18 protein-coding genes and 1 other annotated feature are annotated in these 18,297 nt (G+C 67.1%); of the genes, 9 read left to right on the top strand and 9 right to left on the bottom strand.

Features of this window, described 5'->3' with window-relative positions:
• Positions 1-207: 207 nt before the first annotated feature.
• Positions 208-633, top strand: coding sequence for a transposase (locus B0I32_RS60710; protein WP_425438158.1), 426 nt, complete (start codon positions 208-210; stop codon positions 631-633).
• Positions 634-991: 358 nt separating this feature from the next.
• Here B0I32_RS60710 and B0I32_RS57190 read toward each other — a convergent pair whose 3' ends face one another.
• Positions 992-1,375, bottom strand: coding sequence for a hypothetical protein (locus B0I32_RS57190; protein WP_146178693.1), 384 nt, complete (start codon positions 1,373-1,375; stop codon positions 992-994).
• A gap of 19 nt (positions 1,376-1,394) precedes the next feature.
• On the opposite strand from B0I32_RS57190, the gene B0I32_RS57185 reads away from it, so the two are divergent.
• A complete protein-coding gene (locus B0I32_RS57185; protein ID WP_146178692.1) occupies positions 1,395-2,009 on the top strand; it encodes a hypothetical protein in 615 nt (204 codons plus the stop codon).
• A gap of 333 nt (positions 2,010-2,342) precedes the next feature.
• Here the strand turns inward: B0I32_RS57185 and B0I32_RS58545 are convergent, their stop codons facing one another.
• Complete coding sequence (locus B0I32_RS58545) at positions 2,343-2,516, bottom strand: hypothetical protein (RefSeq protein WP_181308809.1); 174 nt, start codon at positions 2,514-2,516, stop codon at positions 2,343-2,345.
• 686 nt (positions 2,517-3,202) lie between these two features.
• On the opposite strand from B0I32_RS58545, the gene B0I32_RS53690 reads away from it, so the two are divergent.
• The gene (locus B0I32_RS53690; protein ID WP_106253021.1) at positions 3,203-3,766 is read left to right on the top strand and encodes a hypothetical protein; all 564 of its coding nucleotides are present in this window, start codon (positions 3,203-3,205) and stop codon (positions 3,764-3,766) included.
• Between the two features lie 28 nt (positions 3,767-3,794).
• Here the strand turns inward: B0I32_RS53690 and B0I32_RS53685 are convergent, their stop codons facing one another.
• Complete coding sequence (locus B0I32_RS53685; RefSeq protein WP_245956704.1) at positions 3,795-6,005, bottom strand: serine/threonine-protein kinase; 2,211 nt, start codon at positions 6,003-6,005, stop codon at positions 3,795-3,797.
• A 311-nt stretch (positions 6,006-6,316) separates the two neighbouring features.
• On the opposite strand from B0I32_RS53685, the gene B0I32_RS59360 reads away from it, so the two are divergent.
• Complete coding sequence (locus B0I32_RS59360) at positions 6,317-6,610, top strand: recombinase family protein (protein WP_219912505.1); 294 nt, start codon at positions 6,317-6,319, stop codon at positions 6,608-6,610.
• 1,092 nt (positions 6,611-7,702) lie between these two features.
• A complete protein-coding gene (locus B0I32_RS53670) occupies positions 7,703-10,084 on the top strand; it encodes an ATP-binding protein (RefSeq protein WP_106253020.1) in 2,382 nt (793 codons plus the stop codon).
• Between the two features lie 422 nt (positions 10,085-10,506).
• On the opposite strand, the gene B0I32_RS53665 is transcribed toward B0I32_RS53670, so the two are convergent.
• Positions 10,507-10,896 (bottom strand): hypothetical protein, encoded by a 390-nt coding sequence (locus B0I32_RS53665; protein WP_106253018.1) that lies wholly within the window; start codon positions 10,894-10,896, stop codon positions 10,507-10,509.
• On the opposite strand from B0I32_RS53665, the gene B0I32_RS61955 reads away from it, so the two are divergent.
• Complete coding sequence (locus tag B0I32_RS61955) at positions 10,816-11,226, top strand: hypothetical protein (RefSeq protein ID WP_425438157.1); 411 nt, start codon at positions 10,816-10,818, stop codon at positions 11,224-11,226. The two genes, B0I32_RS53665 and B0I32_RS61955, sit on opposite strands and share 81 nt — an antisense overlap.
• A gap of 185 nt (positions 11,227-11,411) precedes the next feature.
• Positions 11,412-12,634 (top strand): IS3 family transposase gene (locus tag B0I32_RS53660; protein WP_245956703.1). Its coding sequence is split into 2 segments (ribosomal slippage): positions 11,412-11,691 and positions 11,691-12,634, totalling 1,224 coding nucleotides; the frame shifts between segments, so codons are not numbered across the junction.
• Positions 11,690-11,803: a sequence feature (AL1L pseudoknot), on the top strand. Its footprint overlaps the gene before it by 114 nt.
• A gap of 27 nt (positions 12,635-12,661) precedes the next feature.
• Here B0I32_RS53660 and B0I32_RS53655 read toward each other — a convergent pair.
• Positions 12,662-13,033: a hypothetical protein gene (locus tag B0I32_RS53655; RefSeq protein WP_106253017.1), complete on the bottom strand. Its 372-nt coding sequence runs from the start codon at positions 13,031-13,033 to the stop codon at positions 12,662-12,664.
• The gene (locus B0I32_RS53650; RefSeq protein ID WP_219912504.1) at positions 13,030-13,353 is read right to left on the bottom strand and encodes a PadR family transcriptional regulator; all 324 of its coding nucleotides are present in this window, start codon (positions 13,351-13,353) and stop codon (positions 13,030-13,032) included. Before B0I32_RS53650 ends, B0I32_RS53655 begins: the two co-directional genes overlap by 4 nt.
• Positions 13,354-13,609: 256 nt before the next feature.
• On the opposite strand from B0I32_RS53650, the gene B0I32_RS53645 reads away from it, so the two are divergent.
• Both B0I32_RS53645 and B0I32_RS53640 read left to right on the top strand, forming a co-directional pair.
• Entirely contained in the window at positions 13,610-13,849 is a 240-nt protein-coding gene (locus B0I32_RS53645; protein ID WP_106253014.1) for a hypothetical protein, read from the top strand.
• 366 nt (positions 13,850-14,215) lie between these two features.
• Entirely contained in the window at positions 14,216-14,542 is a 327-nt protein-coding gene (locus tag B0I32_RS53640) for a tyrosine-type recombinase/integrase (RefSeq protein ID WP_106253032.1), read from the top strand.
• A 403-nt stretch (positions 14,543-14,945) separates the two neighbouring features.
• Here the strand turns inward: B0I32_RS53640 and B0I32_RS53635 are convergent, their stop codons facing one another.
• The 3 genes from B0I32_RS53635 to B0I32_RS53625 all read right to left on the bottom strand — a co-directional run bounded on the left by B0I32_RS53635 (position 14,946) and on the right by B0I32_RS53625 (position 17,910).
• Positions 14,946-16,319 (bottom strand): site-specific integrase, encoded by a 1,374-nt coding sequence (locus tag B0I32_RS53635; protein WP_219912503.1) that lies wholly within the window; start codon positions 16,317-16,319, stop codon positions 14,946-14,948.
• Between the two features lie 113 nt (positions 16,320-16,432).
• Positions 16,433-16,768 carry a helix-turn-helix domain-containing protein gene (locus B0I32_RS53630; RefSeq protein WP_106253011.1) on the bottom strand — a complete coding sequence of 112 codons (336 nt, stop codon included), beginning with the start codon at positions 16,766-16,768 and terminating at the stop codon, positions 16,433-16,435.
• Positions 16,765-17,910, bottom strand: coding sequence for a tyrosine-type recombinase/integrase (locus B0I32_RS53625; protein WP_245956702.1), 1,146 nt, complete (start codon positions 17,908-17,910; stop codon positions 16,765-16,767). The genes B0I32_RS53630 and B0I32_RS53625 overlap by 4 nt, the downstream gene beginning before the upstream one ends.
• Positions 17,911-18,297: the final 387 nt, after the last annotated feature.

Genomic DNA, 18,297 nt, shown 5'->3' with positions numbered 1-18,297 from the left:
GAGTTCTGCTCATCACGCGTCACTCCGCTCTTGTCATCCTGATCACCAATGACATGCGGTCCATGCCCAGTGGGCGAAGAGCCGGGGGTACTGGCGGGTCCTGGCACGCCGCTCGCTAACCAACCCAGGCGAGATGGTTTTCTCCTTGGACGTAGACATCTTGGAGGCTGGATCTTGAGGTCCAGGGGAAGAGATGTCCCTGATGTGATGAAGAACTACCGGCCTGAGTTCAAGGCCGACGCGGTGGCGTTGGTGCTGTCGAGGCCGGATCGGACGATTACGTCGATGGCGCGGGATCTGGGAGTCAGCCGCGAGAGGCTGCGGGTGTGGGTACGCGCCGCGCAGGCTCGGGGTGAAGGTGGGCAACGAGCGGCCGGCGGGGCCAAGACCGGCAAGGACACGCCGGCCGGGCACCTACCCTCGAACGACGTGCTGGAAGAGGAGAACAAGCAGCTCAAGGCGCGGATCCGGGAGCTGAAGCAAAGAGCGGGACATTCTGCGCAAGGCGGCCAAGTATTTCGCCGGGGAGACGTGCGCCGTGAGGCGTTGATGGTCCGTACGAAGGTGGAAGACCTTCGTGGTCCGTCCTGTCGTGGCAGGGTGGGGAAGCTGAGGGCAGCCTGGTCCGGGTGATGCCGGGGAGGGCGGCAAGCGGCCCTGACAAAGCCGAGATGTGCCAGTACTGCCAGATAGTGCGGGTCCGGTGAGCGAGGCGGAAAGGAGTACGTGAGGAACAGTCGTCATTACGTCTCTCAACGCGAGACCGGCTCGAACCTGGTGGATAGAGGCCGGGAGCGGTGCGCACCCGCCACCCGTGTGGTGGTCGGGGGAACTCCTGGGATGGTTTGTCTCTGCCGTCCGGGGAGGCCATGAGGGAGGCCCACGGCGTACTCATGGCGATGCCGCAGGGATATAGGCGGGCTGCGGCGTCTGTTCGGGTGCTGAGCGGACCGCTGGCCCAGCCCACGACGCCTGGAGTGCGGTTCGGGGCCTACCGCACGGTCTCCTTCGACGGCTGCAGCTCGCCCAAGGCGCCCGGCGCCTGCTGCACCTTCTGACGCCCGACATGCTCGTGTGATGGGACAAGGGCTTCGACGGCAACGCCTTCCTCGGCCAGGTCAGCGCCACCGGCGCCCAGGTGCTTGGCCGGCTGCGCAGCAACCGCCGCACCCCCATCCTGGCCACCCTCACTGACGGCTCCTATCTGTCGGTGATCGGCACCTTGCAGATCCGCGTCATCGAGGCCCGTATCACGGTGACCTGCGCCGGCGGAACCGTCTTCACCGGCTCCTACCGGCTGGTGACCAGCTTGACCGACGCCCGCCGTCACCCGGCCGACGTCCTGGTCGGTCTCTACCACCAGCGATGGGAACACGAATCGGCCTACTACGCCCTTGCGCCACACCCTCCTGCACGGGCGGGTCCTGCGTTCCGGCGACCCGGCAGGTCTGGAGCAGGAGATGTGGGCGCTGCTCACGCTCTACCAGCTTCTGTGCACCGCTATGGTCGATGCTGCCGAGTCGCTGCCGGGCACCGACCCGGATCGCTGCTCCTTCACCATCGCGCTGCAAAGCGCCCACGACCAGGTCATCCAAGCCGCCGGCGTGACCAGCGACGACACCACCCCGGGCGCCGGAGCCATCGCCCGCGCCGTCCTGGCAGGACTGCTCCCGGCCCGCCGCCCGCGGGTGAGCACCCGCAAAGTCAAATCGCCCGTCTCCCGCTACAAAGAACGACTCGACGACAGCAGACCCGACCACAGCCGCACCGTCACCGGCCTGGTCATCACCCTCCTGCAACCCGTGCCCACACCACCTGCCGTCTCCCGGGACGAGCGGCCCACCGCCCCGGCCGAACGCCGCAGACAACAACAGGTCCTGACCCTGCTCCAGCAGCACCCCCGACCGCGCCTGGCCGGCCCAGGAAATCGCCCGCCACCTCGACGATGTGTGTGCGGCCGCCAAGTCGGGTCGTTCACCGAGGTGAGCGGAAACGGTCGAAAGGCGTAACACGTCCTCGGGCGTGGTCAGAGGTTCGAGCCGCACCTGCTTGAGGCGGTGGACCATGCCATGCACGGCTTCGATCTGATCGATGAGTAGGCCGTGGTGCGCCACGGTCAAGGCCAGGGCCGGTACGCTGATGCGGATGGCGTGGGCATCAAGGGCGGCCACCACGTTGGTGATGGTCATATCCCCGCGCCCGAGCTCATGCAGAGTCAGATCGTCCAGCACGTACCCGGTGGTCATGCGGCACTGCTACCGGAGCGCTGCCGCAGGTGATCGATCATTTGCCGCACCGTCCTGTTCGGCCCTGGCGGCGGCGTCCGGGTCGGCCTGGGCACGCTACAACTGGGCGTCGAAGGCGAGCATCTGCCGAGTTCGGATGCTGTCGTGCTCGTCCAGAAGCTGTTGCAGGACATCGGCTAGGGTGGTACCGCGGCCACCTTCGGCAATCAGGGCGTCGAGCTTGGCGCGCAACGCGGTGGGGACTTCGATCATCGTCATGTCCGCCGTCAAAGGAAAGAGCTTACTGGGGCGACGGTGCTTCCCCCAAGATCGTTCCCTGGAGGCCAACTGGCCAGTCAGCAGGGCGCCGCGGCGGGCCCGGCAGTCGTCGCACATCAGGCGCTCATCGCGTGTGGTGGGCCGGGCTCGGCGGTCGGCACGGCCTGCGCGTTCGCCCCATGGCTGTAACTTTCAGCGGGAAACGGCCGGGGATTTCGACGTTATTTAGTCGGGAGTGGACATGCCTCGCCTCAAACCCAGCAAGATTGGGCAGAATCCGCTATTACGGGCATATTCAGGAACCATCTGCATAAGCACTGGAGTCCGGAGCGAATCTGGCAGAGCCTGCGCAGAAGCTTCCCTAACCGGCCCGGAAATCTACCAGGCCGTGCGTTAAGGCGGCAGAGAGCCCCATGTCGGGAGTAGGACATCGTGGCACCATGCGTGAACCGCCCGCGGACGGTGATCGTCTTAGTGGTATGAGAGGGAGTTGGGTCGTCGCTTTGGTGTTGGTGCTCGCGGCGTGTAGCGGCACAGGAGTCCACAAGACCGGCGAGACCATGCCGAGTCCGGAGCAGACCGGTCGGCCAGTCCCTGAGTCGGCCTCTTCCCGACCTGCGCGGCATCCTGTCGCCGAATGGCTACGTGTGGGTGGTTTGGTAGCCCCCGGTTTGATAGCCGTCCGCCCTCCGACGCTGGTGGTCTACGCCGATGGCCAGGTCATCGCCGACGCCGCGCACGAGTTGCGTCTGCCATCTGCCGAGGTCAAGGCCCTGGTCCAGGCCCTTGAACACGATCTGGCTGGGCAACCCGCTACCGCCTCGCCCCAGCAGGGATCGCCGAGGATCTATGACGTACCCACCACCGTCCTCGGCGTCGACAGCGGCGGCGGGATGCGTGAGGTGCACGTGCCGTATTTTGAGCACGGCACAGCCCGCTACGACGCCGCGCTCGTCACCGCCCGCGACCGCCTCGCCCGCCTGGCCGACCGAGTCGCCGCACAGGGCCGGAACTACTCCACCGACCGCGTACGGGTGTCCATCGAGCAGGTCACGGCCCCTGCGACGAGCGCCAAGCCCTTGCCAGAGGGCGTCCCCTTGCCACCCGAGACGCAAGCCCACTCGGGAAGCAAGGACTACAAGGGCAACAAGGCACACACCATCGTCCGGCTGATACCACGTGACGGATCCTGGCACGTGTATCGCACCTCAACCGGGAAGCACCTCGCGCTCTCGTGGCGTTACCTGCTCCCTCACGAATAAAGACTTCGGGTACGGGCGGGTCTTAAATTCATGAGGGAGCGGAGTCCGTCCAGCCGTGGAACACGTGTACCACGTTCGACTCGGCGCTGACGATCGTGTACGGCTTCTTGAAGTCGATTGGGGTGGTTTTCAGCGACGCGTGCTGCCCCAGGGCGACGGAGATCCGTCCCTTGGAGATCACGGGCTTGGCCACCGCCGACACCTGGTCGGTCTCGTCCGCCAGGCCGGTCTTGACGTTTTTCGCCGCCCACTGGACGGTCCAGGTGCCCTTCAGCCCGGTAAGCGACAGGAACGCCGTCTTGCCGCCCTGCTCGACGGCGACGGCCCAGCGGCTGCGGCTGTTCCCCTCCGAGGGTGCGGCCGCCGGTATGGCACCGGCGGTGGCGAACTCGATGGTGACGCCGCTCTGGCCGCCCTTCATCGCCACGCCTAAAAGATCGGCGTACGGGAACGGCTTGCCCGCGTTGGGCCCGCCCTTGGCGTCCCCGGCCCGGTCCTGGATGGCGGCGCTCTGGAAAGCGGGCTGCGGAGGAGGCTGTGGAATGGGGCACTTCAGGTCCGCGCGCGTGGTCGCGCTCGGTTTGACCACAGCGCTCGTCGAGCACTTCTCATCGCCCAAGCTGACCCGGAGCCGGTAGCCACCCGAGGGCAGGGAGAATCGGAACCCGCGCTTGTCCGAGCGCCGTTCGGCCACCCGCCGGCCCTTGCTGGTGAAGACCTCGACCAGGCCGGGCTGGTATCCGTCCGCGGCAGGCAGCCCAGGAGAGGGGCCGCCGAGCAGGAAGATACCGCCGACGAGCAGTCCCGCAGCCGAAGCCCGGTCGCTGGCATCCGAGGACATCTCGGGATCCGGGGACGCTTCAGGACCCTGGGATGACTCAGGGTGTGTGGACGTGTCGGGGGTCGCGGGTGAGTCGGAGGGGTCGCTGTCCTTCCTGTTCGTCAGGGGATCCAGCGACGCATCCGCTACGGCGGATGGCTCGGCTACGCCGTTTCGCGACTGGCTGGCCGACGAGCGCGTCGGATCGTCCGGCACCAGGCTCCACGACATCGCTGCCACGACAGCCACCGCGACGAGCCCGCCTCCCACGGTCAACGCCCGGCGCCTGGCCCGAAGCGCCCTCTTCTCCCCGCTGCCTGAGTCCCGGACGGGTCCTCCCGCGGGAGGACTGCTCGCACCGGCACCCGAACCACTGCCCGATCCGATAGCCACCCTGCCGCCAGTTCTGCCACCCCCGGCCGATGGTGCGGTGCCGCCGGTGGCGGAGGCGGTCTCCTCGCCGGCGGACTTGGACCCTCCTTCGGTGAGCTTGGCACTCGTACTGGCGGATGAGGAGCCGTTTGGAACACCACGGGGCACCACCTGCGAGCCTGCCAGGAAAGCTCCCGCATCCAGCCCGTCCACGAGTGCGCGGGCAGCCAAGGCCAGGGCAGCGGCGCTCGGCCATCGATCCGCTGGGTCCTTGGCCAGCGCCCGCATGACGATTTCGACAACAGCGGCTGGGACGTCCTCGGGCAGCGGCGGTGGCATCTCATGCATGTGCTTAAGCGCGATCGCGACCGCGCTCTCGCCGTCGAAAGGCGCCCGTCCCGCCAGGCATTCGTACGCGACCACCCCCAGCGCGTACACATCCATCGCGGGGGTGGGCGGAACACCCTCGGCTTGTTCGGGGGCGCAGTAGGTGGCGGTGCCCAACACGATGCCCGTAGCGGTCAGCCGGTTTCCCCCGGCCGTTCTGGCGATGCCGAAATCGGTCAACACGACCGTTCCGTCCGACCGGATCACGAGGTTGCCGGGTTTGACATCCCGGTGCACCACCGCGGCCTCGTGCGCGGCTTGGAGCGCCTCTGCGGCCTGCGCGACGAGGTCCATCGTCGCCCCGGCAGGGACCCGTCCCCCGCGGGACAGCAACAGGTGGAGAGGCTCGCCGTCGAGGTACTGCATCACCAGGTATGGCGTACGCCGACCGGGCATCTCGTCGATCCCGTAGTCGAATACGGCCACCACGCCAGGGTGGTCGATGGTGGCCATCGAACGGGCCTCGGCATGGAACCGGGCCGCGAACTCGGGGTCGCCGCTCAGCGCCGACCGTACCGTCTTCACCGCGATGACGCGGTCGAGCAGCGTGTCCTGAGCACGCCAGACCTCGCCGTGCCCCCCGGCGCCCAGCCGTGACAGCAGACGATAGCGGCCCGCCAGCGTCGTACCCGGACCGATCACGTCTGCCCCGCCCTTCACTCCAACATCGAGAGCCCGTTTCACTGAAGACGTCCGAAACGGGCAACAGGTTCAGAGCTCCGCGTGTTCCTGGACCACCGAGTACTACGGCAAGGCGATCGGTGAGCTCCGTACCCAGGGTCGCGACGTGCTCGCGGCTCTGCCGTCGTTCATCGCCCCAGCCGCCGCGACAACATCAGCTTGGTGGTCGCGAGGTCGGTCATCTCAGTGTCGAATAACGATCGTCTGTCGACACCGGCTGATCGTGGAGGCGCAGGTGAGCGCTGTCGACAACTCGTGTCATGAACGGCCTGCCGAGTAGATTGCGACACATGTTGTTCGGCTACGCGCGGGTGTCGACCGCGGATCAGAACCCCGACCACCAGATCGACGCGCTGCTGCGCGCCGGCGTGGCGCGGGAGAGCGTCCATCTCGACACCCTGCACGATCGCCGGAGATTCCCGTTCGTGGCCCGCACCAACCCACAACGAACCAGCGGCTTTCCCTGGGAGTGGAGGACGTATGGCAGATCCCGCGCCGGGCAGGCGGGGGCCGTCATGAGGGCCGGCACAGGCGGCCTCACCGACGAACGCTTTACCCACCGGCTGAAGAAATCTACGATGTAAAGGCGGCCGCATAAATTTCGTTATTTTTATCATCTCCCACTAACTAAAAAGGAACGGGCTTCGCCCGTACAGTCCATCGAAGACGACTTCCTATGGTTCGACGGGCGACAACCAGCGCCGTGGCGGTAAGGGCGGCGGGGCCGAAGTGGTGTGCAGGCCGGCCAGGCTGAGCGGGACCCGGGGCGACGTCGCGCCACAGGCTGTCCAGGTAGAGGGGGCGGCCGTGATCCGGTCGCCGGCGCTGGACGCCAGGTTCGCGGCGATTCCTCAGGCTGGGAACGGGCCTCCGCAGGCAAGGCGCGTCCCGCCGCCGACACCCGTCACCGTGCGTGAGCGGGTTTGCTGGCCCACGATAGATGAATCCCGCCCCCACCGAGGAGTGACGCCGCGCCAGCGCGTCCCGTCGCTACTGCAATTCCTGGGTAATTGCGGAGCAGAGGGCATAGTCGATCCGGATGTCGGCCGTCGGTTCATCGTCACTGAGCGGGGCGGGCGGCAGTGCGCCCAGGCTGGCCCGGGTTCCGGTCGGCGGGCGTCGGCACCCGCAACAGGCTTCGCCAGCCGGGGAACCTTGGTGAAGGGGGCGAGACCGGAATACGCGAAACGTGCCACGTTGCCTACGGACGGGTGTGTCCAGGTCAGTGGCTCTGGCCCGTAATCGGTGGTGGCGAGTGATCATCGCTGCAGGACGCCATGATGCGAGAAGCCGAGCGCGTCCGCCACCTGCGCCCGATCGAGCAGCCGCTGCCACACTGCTCCCGCCGGCACGTCATGTCCGAGCCGTAGCCGGGTTCCTACGGCAGTTGCTCCCAATCCATCCCCGTGCGCAGCACGAACAAGGTGTCCCGCGACGCCAGCCGGTCTGCGCCGGATGCCGAACCCGCCGCTGACGCTGCGGCAACAGCAGCTCGATCACCAGGCCAGAGCCTGATCGCCGGGTTGCCACGGCTTCACCTTGGCCGCCCGCGCTCCTCTCGCTCGACTAGAGAGCAAAGCACAACAAAATCTTTCATGGGCGCTTGACCATTCCCATGCCAGACCTCGACTGTGAGGCCGTTACGTCCGGGCAGGTCAGGGGCGATACTCGGCATCATGGGTCGATTGGTAGCCGAGAGCCCACACCCTAGCCTGCCGGCCTACGCAGGCGAAATCATCGGCCGGAAGAGCGAGATCGCCGAGGTGAGGCAGCTCCTGTCCAGGGCCAGATTGCTGACGCTGACGGGCCCGGGCGGGGTGGGCAAGACGCGTCTGGCCATTCATGTGGCCACCCATGTGCAGCGGGCCTTCTCCGACGGAGTGTGCCTGGTCGAGTTGTCCCCCGTGCAGGACGACCGGCTGCTCGCCATGGCCATCGCCGAGACTTTGGGGACGCAGGACGAGGTACCCCAGCTTTCGACGGAGAGCATGATCGAATATCTTTGGGCCAAGCAGGTGCTGCTGATCCTGGACAACTGCGAGCATCTGGTGGAGGCCTGTGCCCGGCTGGCCGGTGCCCTGCTCACCGTGGCGCCGAAGGTGCAGGTGCTGGCGACCAGCCGTGAGCCGATGGGCGTGCCGGGCGAGACGGTGTTCGTCGTACCGCCGATGTCCCTACCTGGCGCCGGCGACAGGGTCACCGGCAACGACGTCCACCGCTACGACGCCCTGGCCCTGCTACTCGATCGCGCGAGGAGAGCCGCACCACAGACCGACATCTCTTCCTCGCCTGCCGCCGTGGCGCAGTTGTGCCGTCTCCTGGACGGGCTGCCGCTCGCGATCGAGCTGGCGGTGGTCTGGCTGCGGGTGCTGTCGCTGGATCAGATCATCGACCGGCTCGACGGCCGGCTGGACTTTCTGTCTCAGGGCTACCGGACCGCCCTGCCCCGGCATCAGACGCTGCGCGCTGCGGTCGAATGGAGCTTCGACCTGTGCTCGGCCCAGGAGCAGATCCTATGGGAACGCCTGTCGGTCTTCTCCGGCGGCTTCGATCTGGCCGCGGCGGAGGAGATCTGCTCGGCGGAGCCGCTCGGCCGTGAGGACATCCTGCCGCTCCTGGCGGATCTGACAGAGAAGTCCATCGTGACCAGCGAGACCTGCGGTGCCCGCTCCCGATACCGAATCCTGGAAACCCTGCGGGAATACGGCCACGAGCGCCTGAGCAGACGAGACGCGGCCTCGTCACTGCAGCGCCGGCACGCTGTCTATTACCAGGGCCTGGCTCAGCGCAACAAAACCCGCTGGTTCGGCCCGGACCAGGTCGAATACTTCACCACCATCGCCCTCGAACTGCCGAACCTGCGAACCGCGATGGAATTCTGCCTTGGTGCCGACTTTCGCATCGAGGAAGCGGTACAGACGTACACGTCGCTGAATGGCTACTGGATCTTCTTCGCTGGTCCGGCTGAGGCCCGCCACTGGTTCGACCGCTTGCTCACCGTTGAGCAGATACCCTCGCGCGCACGTTTCGACGTGCTGGCCACGGGCGTACTCTTCGCGCTCATGCAGGGCAGGCAGGCTACCGCGCAACGTCTGATCGACGAGTGCACGTCACTGGCCGGGCAGACCGGTTGCGAGGAAGCGTTGGCGATGATCCGGTATCTGTCGGGACGACTGGCCTTGATGAGAGGCGATTACCGGAGCTCCATCGATCAGCTCGAGCGGTCCTGGGAGTGGTACGAGTACAACCTTGACCAGATCCGCATCACGCGGGTCCCGAACGACGCGTTCATGCCGGCGTTCTACCTGGCCTTGGCCGGGATCTTCGCGGAAGACCCGCGCGCTGGCCGCTGGATCGCCCGCTGCCGCGAGATCGCCGAGACAGGCGACGCGCGTGGTGAGGTCGCGATGGGGATGTGGGCAGCGGGCGTCGAACGCTGGCACGCCGGCGACCTGGAGCAGGCCGCCTCTCTGTTCCGCTCCAGCCTGAGCCTGGAGCGGTCGACCGGCTACCGTTACAACCCGGCCTGGACCGTGGAGTTCCTCGCGTGGATCGCCGCCGCCCAGGGCCACGACATGCACGCCGCACACCTGATGGGCGCCGCCGGCACCATGCGGAACATGCTCGAGGTGTCTCTGGAAGGCTTCCGCGCCTACGACGAGGCTCACCGCGCCTGCGAGACGTCGGTGCGCGCGCGCCTCAGCGAGCAGGACTACCACATGGCTGTCGGCACGGGTGCGACGTTCGACCTCAACCAGGCCATCGCCGTCGCTCTGCAGGAACCGGCTGAACCCGCGCCCGCATCGGCGTCCGCGCCTCCGGAGTCTGTGCTGACCCCACGCGAGCTGGAGGTGGCGGGGCTCATCGCCGAAGGCGTGCGCAACAAGGACATCGCCGCCCGGCTGGTCATCTCCCAGCGCACAGCCGAAGGCCACGTCGAGCACATCCTGGAGAAACTCGGCTTCACCTCACGCACCCAGGTGGCCTCCTGGTACGTCAACCACATCACGCGGTCCCCCGACGAAGAGGGACCGGCTTCGCGCCAGGCCCGGCCGTGAGCCGCTCCGGGCCGATGACGGCGTGAGCTTCCGTCAGATCATGACATTACCACCTTACCTGCCGCCGTCCGGCTGCCTCTGCCCGTCCGCTCGCAGCAGCGCTGGAACAACGCGGCTCCCCCGTAGGCCTTCGCCGGCAGTTCGGCATGCCAGCCCTCTGCGAGCAAGAGCACTTTGGGGATCGAAACACCCTCTCAAGTCCGCAACAACCACAGCGTCCAGGCCAAACCTGCCTATCTGGCGGTCAGCTTCGACGCCGACGGCGTCAGGGCACGTGCTGGGCATCTGGCCGGCCAAGACCCCGCTCGATGCCGCCACCGCCGGGCGTCGACGTCAGCGCTCTTCGATCAGCTTGGAGATCAGCCACACTCCGGTTGGTGACGGTCGGGGGTGGTTCATATCCCGGCCGTCACCCGGTTCCTCTATCGGGTGCTCGGATCGGCGTGCTGAACGTCGTGTGCCCGTGGGGCGATGCAGTAGGCGCGGATCATGGTCTGTTCGACGGTGTTGCCGGTGGCATCGGTGGAGGCGGCACGCAGGGAGACGAAGCCTTCATTCGGAGGATGGCGCAGGATGACCTGGGAGCGGTGGAGCGTCGGCGGGGTCCAGGTGGCGACGTCGTCGTAGGAGACCTCGCCCTTCAGCTCGCGTGAACGGGTGGCCTTGCTGCCCGGTTGCGGCTGCACGGTGACCGGCACGGCGAAGGTGACCCCGGCGGGCGCGGTGTTGAGATGATCGAGATCGGGAGCGAAGCGCACGACGGAGATCGGCAGGCGTTCCCCGCTTGGACGGTGCCGGAGGGGAAGGTCCACGCGGCCGAGACCCTGGCGGAGAGCGTCACCAGGCACCACGCGTTCGGCTTCGGCCTCCAGCCGGTATCGCGCCGGGCCGGGCGGGACAGTGAAGTCGGCAAGGAGGGACGGCTGGGAGCCGACGAGTACGCCGTCTCGGTGCAAGGTGGTGCGCGCGGTGTCCGCGAACGACCAGCCGAGCGTGCCTCGCCCATCGCCTTACGTCCACAGGTCGGTGGAGATGACGTCTCCTGTGCGATCAGCGCGTCGCGGAACTGCTCACCGGAGGGCAGCGAAGGACCGAATACGCCGCGGTTCCATCGCTCGGTGACAACGGTGCCGGGCTGGTAGCGCAGGACGGAGGACCGGTATACCAGCTCGAAGGACTCCCGGTACTTCTTGGTGCCGTCCACGCCGAGGGTGACCAATGCAGGGTCGAGGTCGGCGACGATGCGTGCACGGTCTGAACCGGTCCGGGTTTCTTGGAGGCCCTGAAGCCAGCATGATCGTGCTGGCGGAAGGGAGAATCACACGCGATGCCAGCCCCGAGGAAGTACCCGCAGGAACTGCGTGAGCGCGCGGTGCGGATGGTGTTCGAGATCCGCGAGCAGAGCGGTAACGCACCCGGTGCGATCGCCCGGGTGGCCCAGCAACTCGGCGTCCATCGCGAGGCGCTGCGCGGCTGGGTGCGCCAGGCCGAGGTCGACGGCGGCCAGCGCCCGGGCACCTCGACAGCCGATGCGCAGCGGATCGCCGAGCTGGAGCGGGAGGTGCGTGAGCTGCGCCGGGCCAACGAGATCCTCAAGTCTGCGGCCGCTTTTTTCGCCCGGGAACTCGACCCCCGACCGCCCAGATAGTCGCCTTCATCGAGGCCCATCGCGACCGGTTCGGCATCGAGCCGATCTGTGAGGTCTTGCAGGTGGCGCCGTCGACCTACTATGCCGCCAGGAGCCGGCCGCCATCAGAATGGCAGCGGCGCGATGAGCAGCTGAAGGCCGAGATCCTGCGGCTGTGGCACGACAACTTCGAGGTGTATGGCGTGCGCAAGATGTGGAAGGCGCTCAACCGGCACGGCGTGCGGGTGGCCCGCTGCACGGTCGCCCGGCTGATGCGCCGCTTAGGACTGTCCGGCGCGGTCCGTGGTGAGCACAAACGCCGCACCACCATCATCGAACCGCTGACCCCGCGCCCGGCCGACCTGGTCGAGCGCGACTTCGCCGCGCCCGCACCGAACCGGCTCTGGGTCTCCGACCTGACCTACATCCCCACCTGGTCCGGGTTCGTGTACGCGGCGTTCGTCATCGACGTCTACTCCAGGATGATCGTCGGCTGGCGGCTGACCGACCACCTGCGCACCGACCTGCCGCTGGATGCCCTGGAGATGGCCATATGGCGGCGTGGCAGTCGGGTCGAGGCATTGGACGGTTTGGTGCATCATTCCGATCGCGGCTGTCAGTACCTGTCGATTCGCTACACCGAGCGGCTGGCCGACATCGGTGCCGTCAGCTCGGTCGGCTCACGCGGGGACAGCTACGACAACGCCCTGGCCGAGACCACGATCGGGCTGTACAAGACCGAGCTGATCCACCGCCGCGGCCCGTGGAAAGGCCTGGACGACGTGGAGATCGCCACCATGGAGTGGGTCGACTGGTACAACAACCGCCGCCTCCACAGCGCCTGCCACGACATGCCACCCACCGAATACGAAGCCCTCTACCAAACAAAGATCAACCCGGCTACTCTCACCCCAGCCAGATAATCCGGCCTCCATCAAACCCGGCGCGGTTCACAGATCGAGCCAAAGCCAAATCGTTTTCGGGTGCTCTGCCACATAACCAAGGCCGAGCTTACGCACACTCCCGCTAGCCTGCAGAATTGCGGTCGCCAATTCGCTGGTCAGCGCAAGGAACGGCCACAACGCCGCGGCGAGGGCAAGCCCGTCGCGCCAGGCGAGCCTGGCGGCCGCGCCGAAGGCCCGCCGGGTGTGGACGCACAGCGCACCCCACAGCAGATCGGCCGCATCGGTCGGATGCGGCCGAGTCTGGCCAGGACGCGCTTCGGCCAGCAGGACGCCGATCATCTCCTCCTCGTGTCGTGCCCGGTGCTCGCGGGGGTAGCAGCCCAGAAGCCAGCGGTAGCGCGCTTCGAGCGAGGTCACGCCGTCCCTCCCAGCCCCAGGGCACGCAGGCGTACCGTGGCCGCGTGTGCATGCCTGCGCATCCGATCGACTTCGGCCGCCAGCCGGTTCGCGCCGTCGCCGGTGAGCCTGTAGTAGCGTCGCGCCCGGCCCTCCACGATCTCCTCGCGTTCTTCGGCGATGAGACCTTCATGCTCAAGGCGGTCGAAGGCCGCGTACAGGGTGCCGGCGCGCAGCCGGATCTGCCCGCCGGAGATGCGTTCCACGTCGATGATGACGCCATACCCGTGCTGCGGACCGGCGGCCAGCGCAGTCAGGATGAGAAAGGTCGGCTCCTGCATCTGTCTCATATGATCAATATATACTGGCCATCGGCCTATTGCCTATGCGACCCTGACATCTCAGCTGTGCACAAACCTCAGAGCGAACAGCACTCACGTACCGGGGGGCAGCCACCGAACTTGGATTGCATGGGGCCCGGTGCCCTCGGTGGGGTCACTGTTCCGAGATTGACGCCATCTCGGAAGTGGACTCCCAGGTGTGACTTCCGAGATTGCGCCATCGGGGTTGCCTCAAGAGCCCGGATCCGCTTCCGAGATGACGCAGCGCCGTCCGGGCGCGCGCCCCACTCGGCTGCCGCCCGCCTACGACGCGGTGCTCGGCGAATACGCCGCGGCGCTGGAGCGCACGCCGCTGTCGGATGGGACCCGGCGCACCTACCGCTCGCGCGTGCGCATGTTCCTGTCCTGGCTGGCCGATCACGCCGCCACCTATTCTGCCGATCTCCTCGCTGATCGGCAGGCTCGAAACGGGGCGGCGCGTGACTATCGGATGTAGCTGCTGCGCGACGGCCCGGCCAGGCGCAGCCGCGTCCATGTCAACTCCGTCCTCACCGCGCTGGACGACTTCCACGTCCGCAGGGGTCTGGGCAAGGCCGACATCGCCCGCGAAGACCTGCCCAAGAGCGCGCCGCGCGCGCTGGAGGAGCGCGCCCGCATCCGCTGGCTACGCGCTGTGGAGGCGCACTTGTCCCCCGTGGCAGGTGCATCGCGCTGACTCCGTACTACGCCCGCGCCCGCATCAGCGAGCTCGTCCGCCTCGACGTCGACGACATCCAGATGTCAGCCCGCAAGGGCAAGCTGCGCCTGTACGGCAAGGGCGGCAAGTTCGCGAGGTCGACATCCACCCTAGCTCCGCACAGAACTGCAGCTCTGGCTGGATGAACGCCCCAACTGGCCCCACGCCGACGACAACCAGGCACTGTTCCTCAACGCCAAGGGCAGACGACTGACCGCCCGCGCCGCCGGCGGCGTCATCGCCGAGATCGCTCGGACAGCCGGGCTAGACGACCCCACCACCGCGCACGTCCTTCGCCACACGCTCGCCACCACCCTGGTCCGCGGCAAAACCGACCTCGTCCTGGTCGCCGAGATCCTCGGCCACACCCGCCTGGAAACCACCCACCGCTACAGCCTGCCCTCCGACAAGGACAAGGAAGACGCCCTCAAACTGATCACAATCGACCGCTAACCGCGCGCCTGCCAGCGAAAACGAGCTTCAAGATCGACTCACGGCCGGGTTTCCCCGTTTCTCGGCTGGACCCGGAGAGGCGGGCGTCGGTCAGGTCGAGGCCGATGACTTCGGCGATCCGCAGGCCGGCGAAGTAGGGCAGCAGGGCGAGGGCTTTGTCGTGCGGGGCGGCGGTGAGCTGGACGTGGCGGATGTAGCGGCGGGCCCGCCGCTCGTCGAGGGCCCGGCGAGAATGCGGCGGAAGTCGCGTACCGCGCCGGTGGCGGCGATGGGATCGGTGAGCGGGTCGCCGTCCAGGGCGCCGGCGTCGGCCTGATCGGAGAGCCAGGCCAGGTACGGGGTTGGGACTGGCAGGAGTCGTTGATCGAGTGATCGGTATTCGTTGGGTTGCTCGTTCAGGCGATCACTGAGCGTGGTCGCTGGGGGCGTAGTGAGTCCAGGATCCTCCGGCGTCTGCGGCGATCCGGGTGGTGGTCTTGTGGTGGAAGCCCAGGGAGTTGGCGATCACTGGTGCGGGGGCTTGCAGGACGAGCTGGCGGAGCGCGGAGACTCTGGCCGTTCCGGCGGCGAAGCCGGCGAGTCGGAGGTGCTCGCGGATGGTGCCGGCATGGGCGGGCTGGTCGGCCCGTCTGCCGGGGAACAGCCAGCGCGCGTCCGGGTTGGTCGCGGTGTTGAGGTGGGGCCGGTCGTCGGCCAGTTCTCGAAGCAGGCTGGCGAAGGGTTCGGGCACGGGAGTGGGCGGGTCTCCGAACTTAAGGAGAAGTTCCTCCTGGTCCTGGATGAGGTCGTCGACGGTGAGCCGGACGAGGCGGGTGACGGGCTGGGCGTAGAGGAGCACGAGGCAGGCTGCGACTCGGGTGGTTAGAGGGAGCTCGTCGTGGGTGACCGCTCGGCGGATCAACCGGAGTCTGTGCTGTTGGGATATGGGGGTGGCCTTCGAGTTCTCCAGGACGGGCAGCCGCAGCTTTGGCATGTGCCCGGTGTCCATGGCCCAGCGTAGAAACGTCCGCAGTGTGTGGGATTGGCGAGGACCGTGAGCGGCGTGCCAGGCGTCGAGGTCGGCCTGCTCGCAGCAGGTTAAAGACCGTCCAGTTGTATCGAGCCAGGTCAGAAAGATGCGCGCCGCTTGGAACTGCTCGCCGGCGGCTCTTCGAGATCCTGAGGTCAGTGGCTTGACGGCGGCCTTGGCGCGGAGCTGCGGAAGTTGGTGCCAGGTCGCGAAGGTGCGGAGAAGGCGCTGATGGGGATCGTCGTGGAGTTCGTTGAGGCGGTGGGTCAGCCAGGTCTGGTGGTGGAGCAACTGCTTGTCGATCATGGGCAGGGCTCCGGCGGCCATGAGGAGATCGCGCAGGTGGGCGACGCTCCGCCAGTTCGGAAGCTCGTGAAGGGCTTCGTGGGTAAGCGGGAGGGCTCCGGTGGCCAGGTCGCCGATGAGGTTGTGGACGTGGGGACGGCGCAACCACATCCAGGTGGACTTGGGGTTGGGCGAGGCGATCAGTTTGTCCGCAAGCGTGCTCAACGCCGGGTTGATCCGGCCGGTGCCGTCGTCGAAGAAGCCGTGGACCAGGTCGGACAGGGTGCATCGGGTGCAGAGCCGCCCGGTGTGTAGTGGCCCTTCGTAGCCGCACCGGTCGCAGAGGTAGTTGCGGGTGATCCCCGCGCAGTCCCCGCAGATCGACGCTCCATCGGTGGTGCGGCCGGGTAACGCCCGATCGGCTCGGCAGCCAGGGCAGGTCCCGCGAGTCAGCAGCGCCTTTTCCTCGCAGGTCCGGCACACGTATCCGTCCGGCCAGCGAACTGCGACGTAGCCGTGGCGGCCGCATCGACCACAGCCGTGGAGATGCCACCGTTCCCATTGCTCAAGATCCTTACCGGACTTCGGGGCAGGCTTCATTGCTCTGGCCGGATTCGGGCGCGCTTGGGCCGGATCGGCGCGATCTGTGCTGCCGGGGTGCCGGTCTCGCCGGTGGCAGTGCGGCGGGGCGCGGCATTCTCGGCGCGGGTGGCGATCAGGTCGGAGGGGGAGCAGTCGAGGATGTCGCAGAGGGCGGCCAGCACCGGCAGCGATAGCCGTTCGGGGTTCTGGGTGACCAGGCGCCAGACCTGCACCGAGGAGAGCGTGATGCCCCGCTCGGTCAGCGGCCCGGCCAGGTCGGTGGCCGAGAACATGCCATGAACGGCCATCACCTCACGCAGCCGCCATTGGTAGCTGACCTGGCGTTTCATCGTCGCGTCCTTCCGGTGGCGAGAGCGGCGTTCATCGTGTCGCCCATGGCTTTGCGCAGGGTCCGGGTGCGGAAGTCGGACGAGACGCAGGTGTAGAGGGAGGTGGTGGAGGCGTGTTCGTGGCCAACCTGCTTCTGGACGAACCGCGGATCCCAGCCGTCCTCGATCAGGTGGGTGACGTAGGAGCGGCGGAACGAATGAAAGTCCAGGCCGGCATCCAGCCCGAGCGCGTCGCGATAGGCGGCAAAGCGGGTGTTGATCTGTGAGAACCCGATGCGTGGGCTGCGCTCGGATGGCCAGAGCGCCGGAGAGTCCGCTTGCGCGAACCCGGGCCGGGCCTCCTCCACCCACCGCTCCAGGATGTCGACGATCCAATCCATCCCGCCGACGCCGTCGCGGGGCCCGACCGTCAGCACGCTGCGGCGTTTGGGCGGTGAGCCTTTCATCGCCTTGCCCCAGCGCACGTAGCAGACGCCGAACTCGCCGAACTGCCGGGCGTGGGGGTTGCGGCCGAAGTCGACCAGGTCGAGCATTCGCGCCTCGCGGCGGCGCAGTCCGTAGGCGTAGGCGGTCTTGAACAGGGTCGCGTCGCGGAAGGCCGGGAGCCAGCCCTTGCGGCCGGCGCCGCGAACCTGGTGGATCTGGTCGTCGGCGTGGTCGAAAAAGGCCTGTAGCTCATCGCGGGTGAACGCGCGCTTGGACGGATCAGATTCGCTTTCTTGCAGGTGAACGGCTGTGTTCCACTCGTGCACGATCTGGATGGGGTGGGTGCCGAAACGTCGTTCGCACTCCTCGGCCCAGCCGTAGGCCGGGTCGGTGAGGAAGGCGCAGAAGGCTCGGACGGCCTCGGAGTAGTTGCGCAACGTCGACCGCTTCAAATGCCGAATGGCCCGTAGATCGCCCAGCCACTCGTCCACCAGATGCGGCGTCCACGTCCAGGGGAACGCGTCGGCGTACGCGGTGAACGCCTTCACCGCGTTCTCTCGGCCCTCGATCGTGGAGAACGCGAGGTTGCGGGCCAGCTGCTGATTACGCCAGCCCTGCAGCATGGCCTCGGCGACCTGTTCCTCGGGACGCAATAGTGCTGTCCCGGCCACCAGATGCAGGCTCGCTGCCCCCGGCACCTCTGTCTCACGACCCACGCTCATCACCTTCCGTCACTTACATCAAACGAAAGAATCTTTCATCAGAAGTAATCTGATGGCAAACGTGCAGGTAGGAAAGGGGGTTGCTCAAGAGAGGAGCGGACGCGCTACGCTGACCACCACTCCGCCGGAAGACCATGTGAAGCCCCAGCCCAGCGCCTGCACCCTTGCTCGATGCCATGTGTCCAGTGGTCGCAGACTTCATCGAATGCAACAGCGATCACTTGGAACCCAGGAACAGCCGTTGGCGCTGAGAATGATCTTTAGCGGAATCTTGACGCCTGGCTTTGGCGTGTGATCGCTCTACCTGGAGGTCTCTGGCCCGTGGACGATGCGGTGGATGGTGGAGCGTCCGACGCTGTACTCGGTGGCCAGATCGGCCAG

Source organism: Nonomuraea fuscirosea (assembly GCF_003001935.1).
In the GTDB taxonomy this organism is placed as follows: Bacteria; Actinomycetota; Actinomycetes; order Streptosporangiales; family Streptosporangiaceae; genus Nonomuraea; species Nonomuraea fuscirosea.
This window is presented reverse-complemented; position numbering and strand designations above follow the sequence as displayed.

Excerpts from the sequence above, each read along its gene's own strand:
- B0I32_RS59360 (WP_219912505.1), top strand. The coding sequence starts at position 6,317 with ATGTTGTTCGGCTACGCGCGGGTGTCGACCGCGGATCAGAACCCCGAC.
- B0I32_RS53630 (WP_106253011.1), bottom strand. The coding sequence starts at position 16,768 with ATGAAACGCCAGGTCAGCTACCAATGGCGGCTGCGTGAGGTGATGGCC.
- B0I32_RS60710 (WP_425438158.1), top strand. The coding sequence starts at position 208 with ATGAAGAACTACCGGCCTGAGTTCAAGGCCGACGCGGTGGCGTTGGTG.
- B0I32_RS61955 (WP_425438157.1), top strand. The coding sequence starts at position 10,816 with ATGATCGAGATCGGGAGCGAAGCGCACGACGGAGATCGGCAGGCGTTC.
- B0I32_RS53645 (WP_106253014.1), top strand. The coding sequence starts at position 13,610 with ATGACGCAGCGCCGTCCGGGCGCGCGCCCCACTCGGCTGCCGCCCGCC.
- B0I32_RS53650 (WP_219912504.1), bottom strand. The coding sequence starts at position 13,353 with ATGCAGGAGCCGACCTTTCTCATCCTGACTGCGCTGGCCGCCGGTCCG.
- B0I32_RS53670 (WP_106253020.1), top strand. The coding sequence starts at position 7,703 with ATGGGTCGATTGGTAGCCGAGAGCCCACACCCTAGCCTGCCGGCCTAC.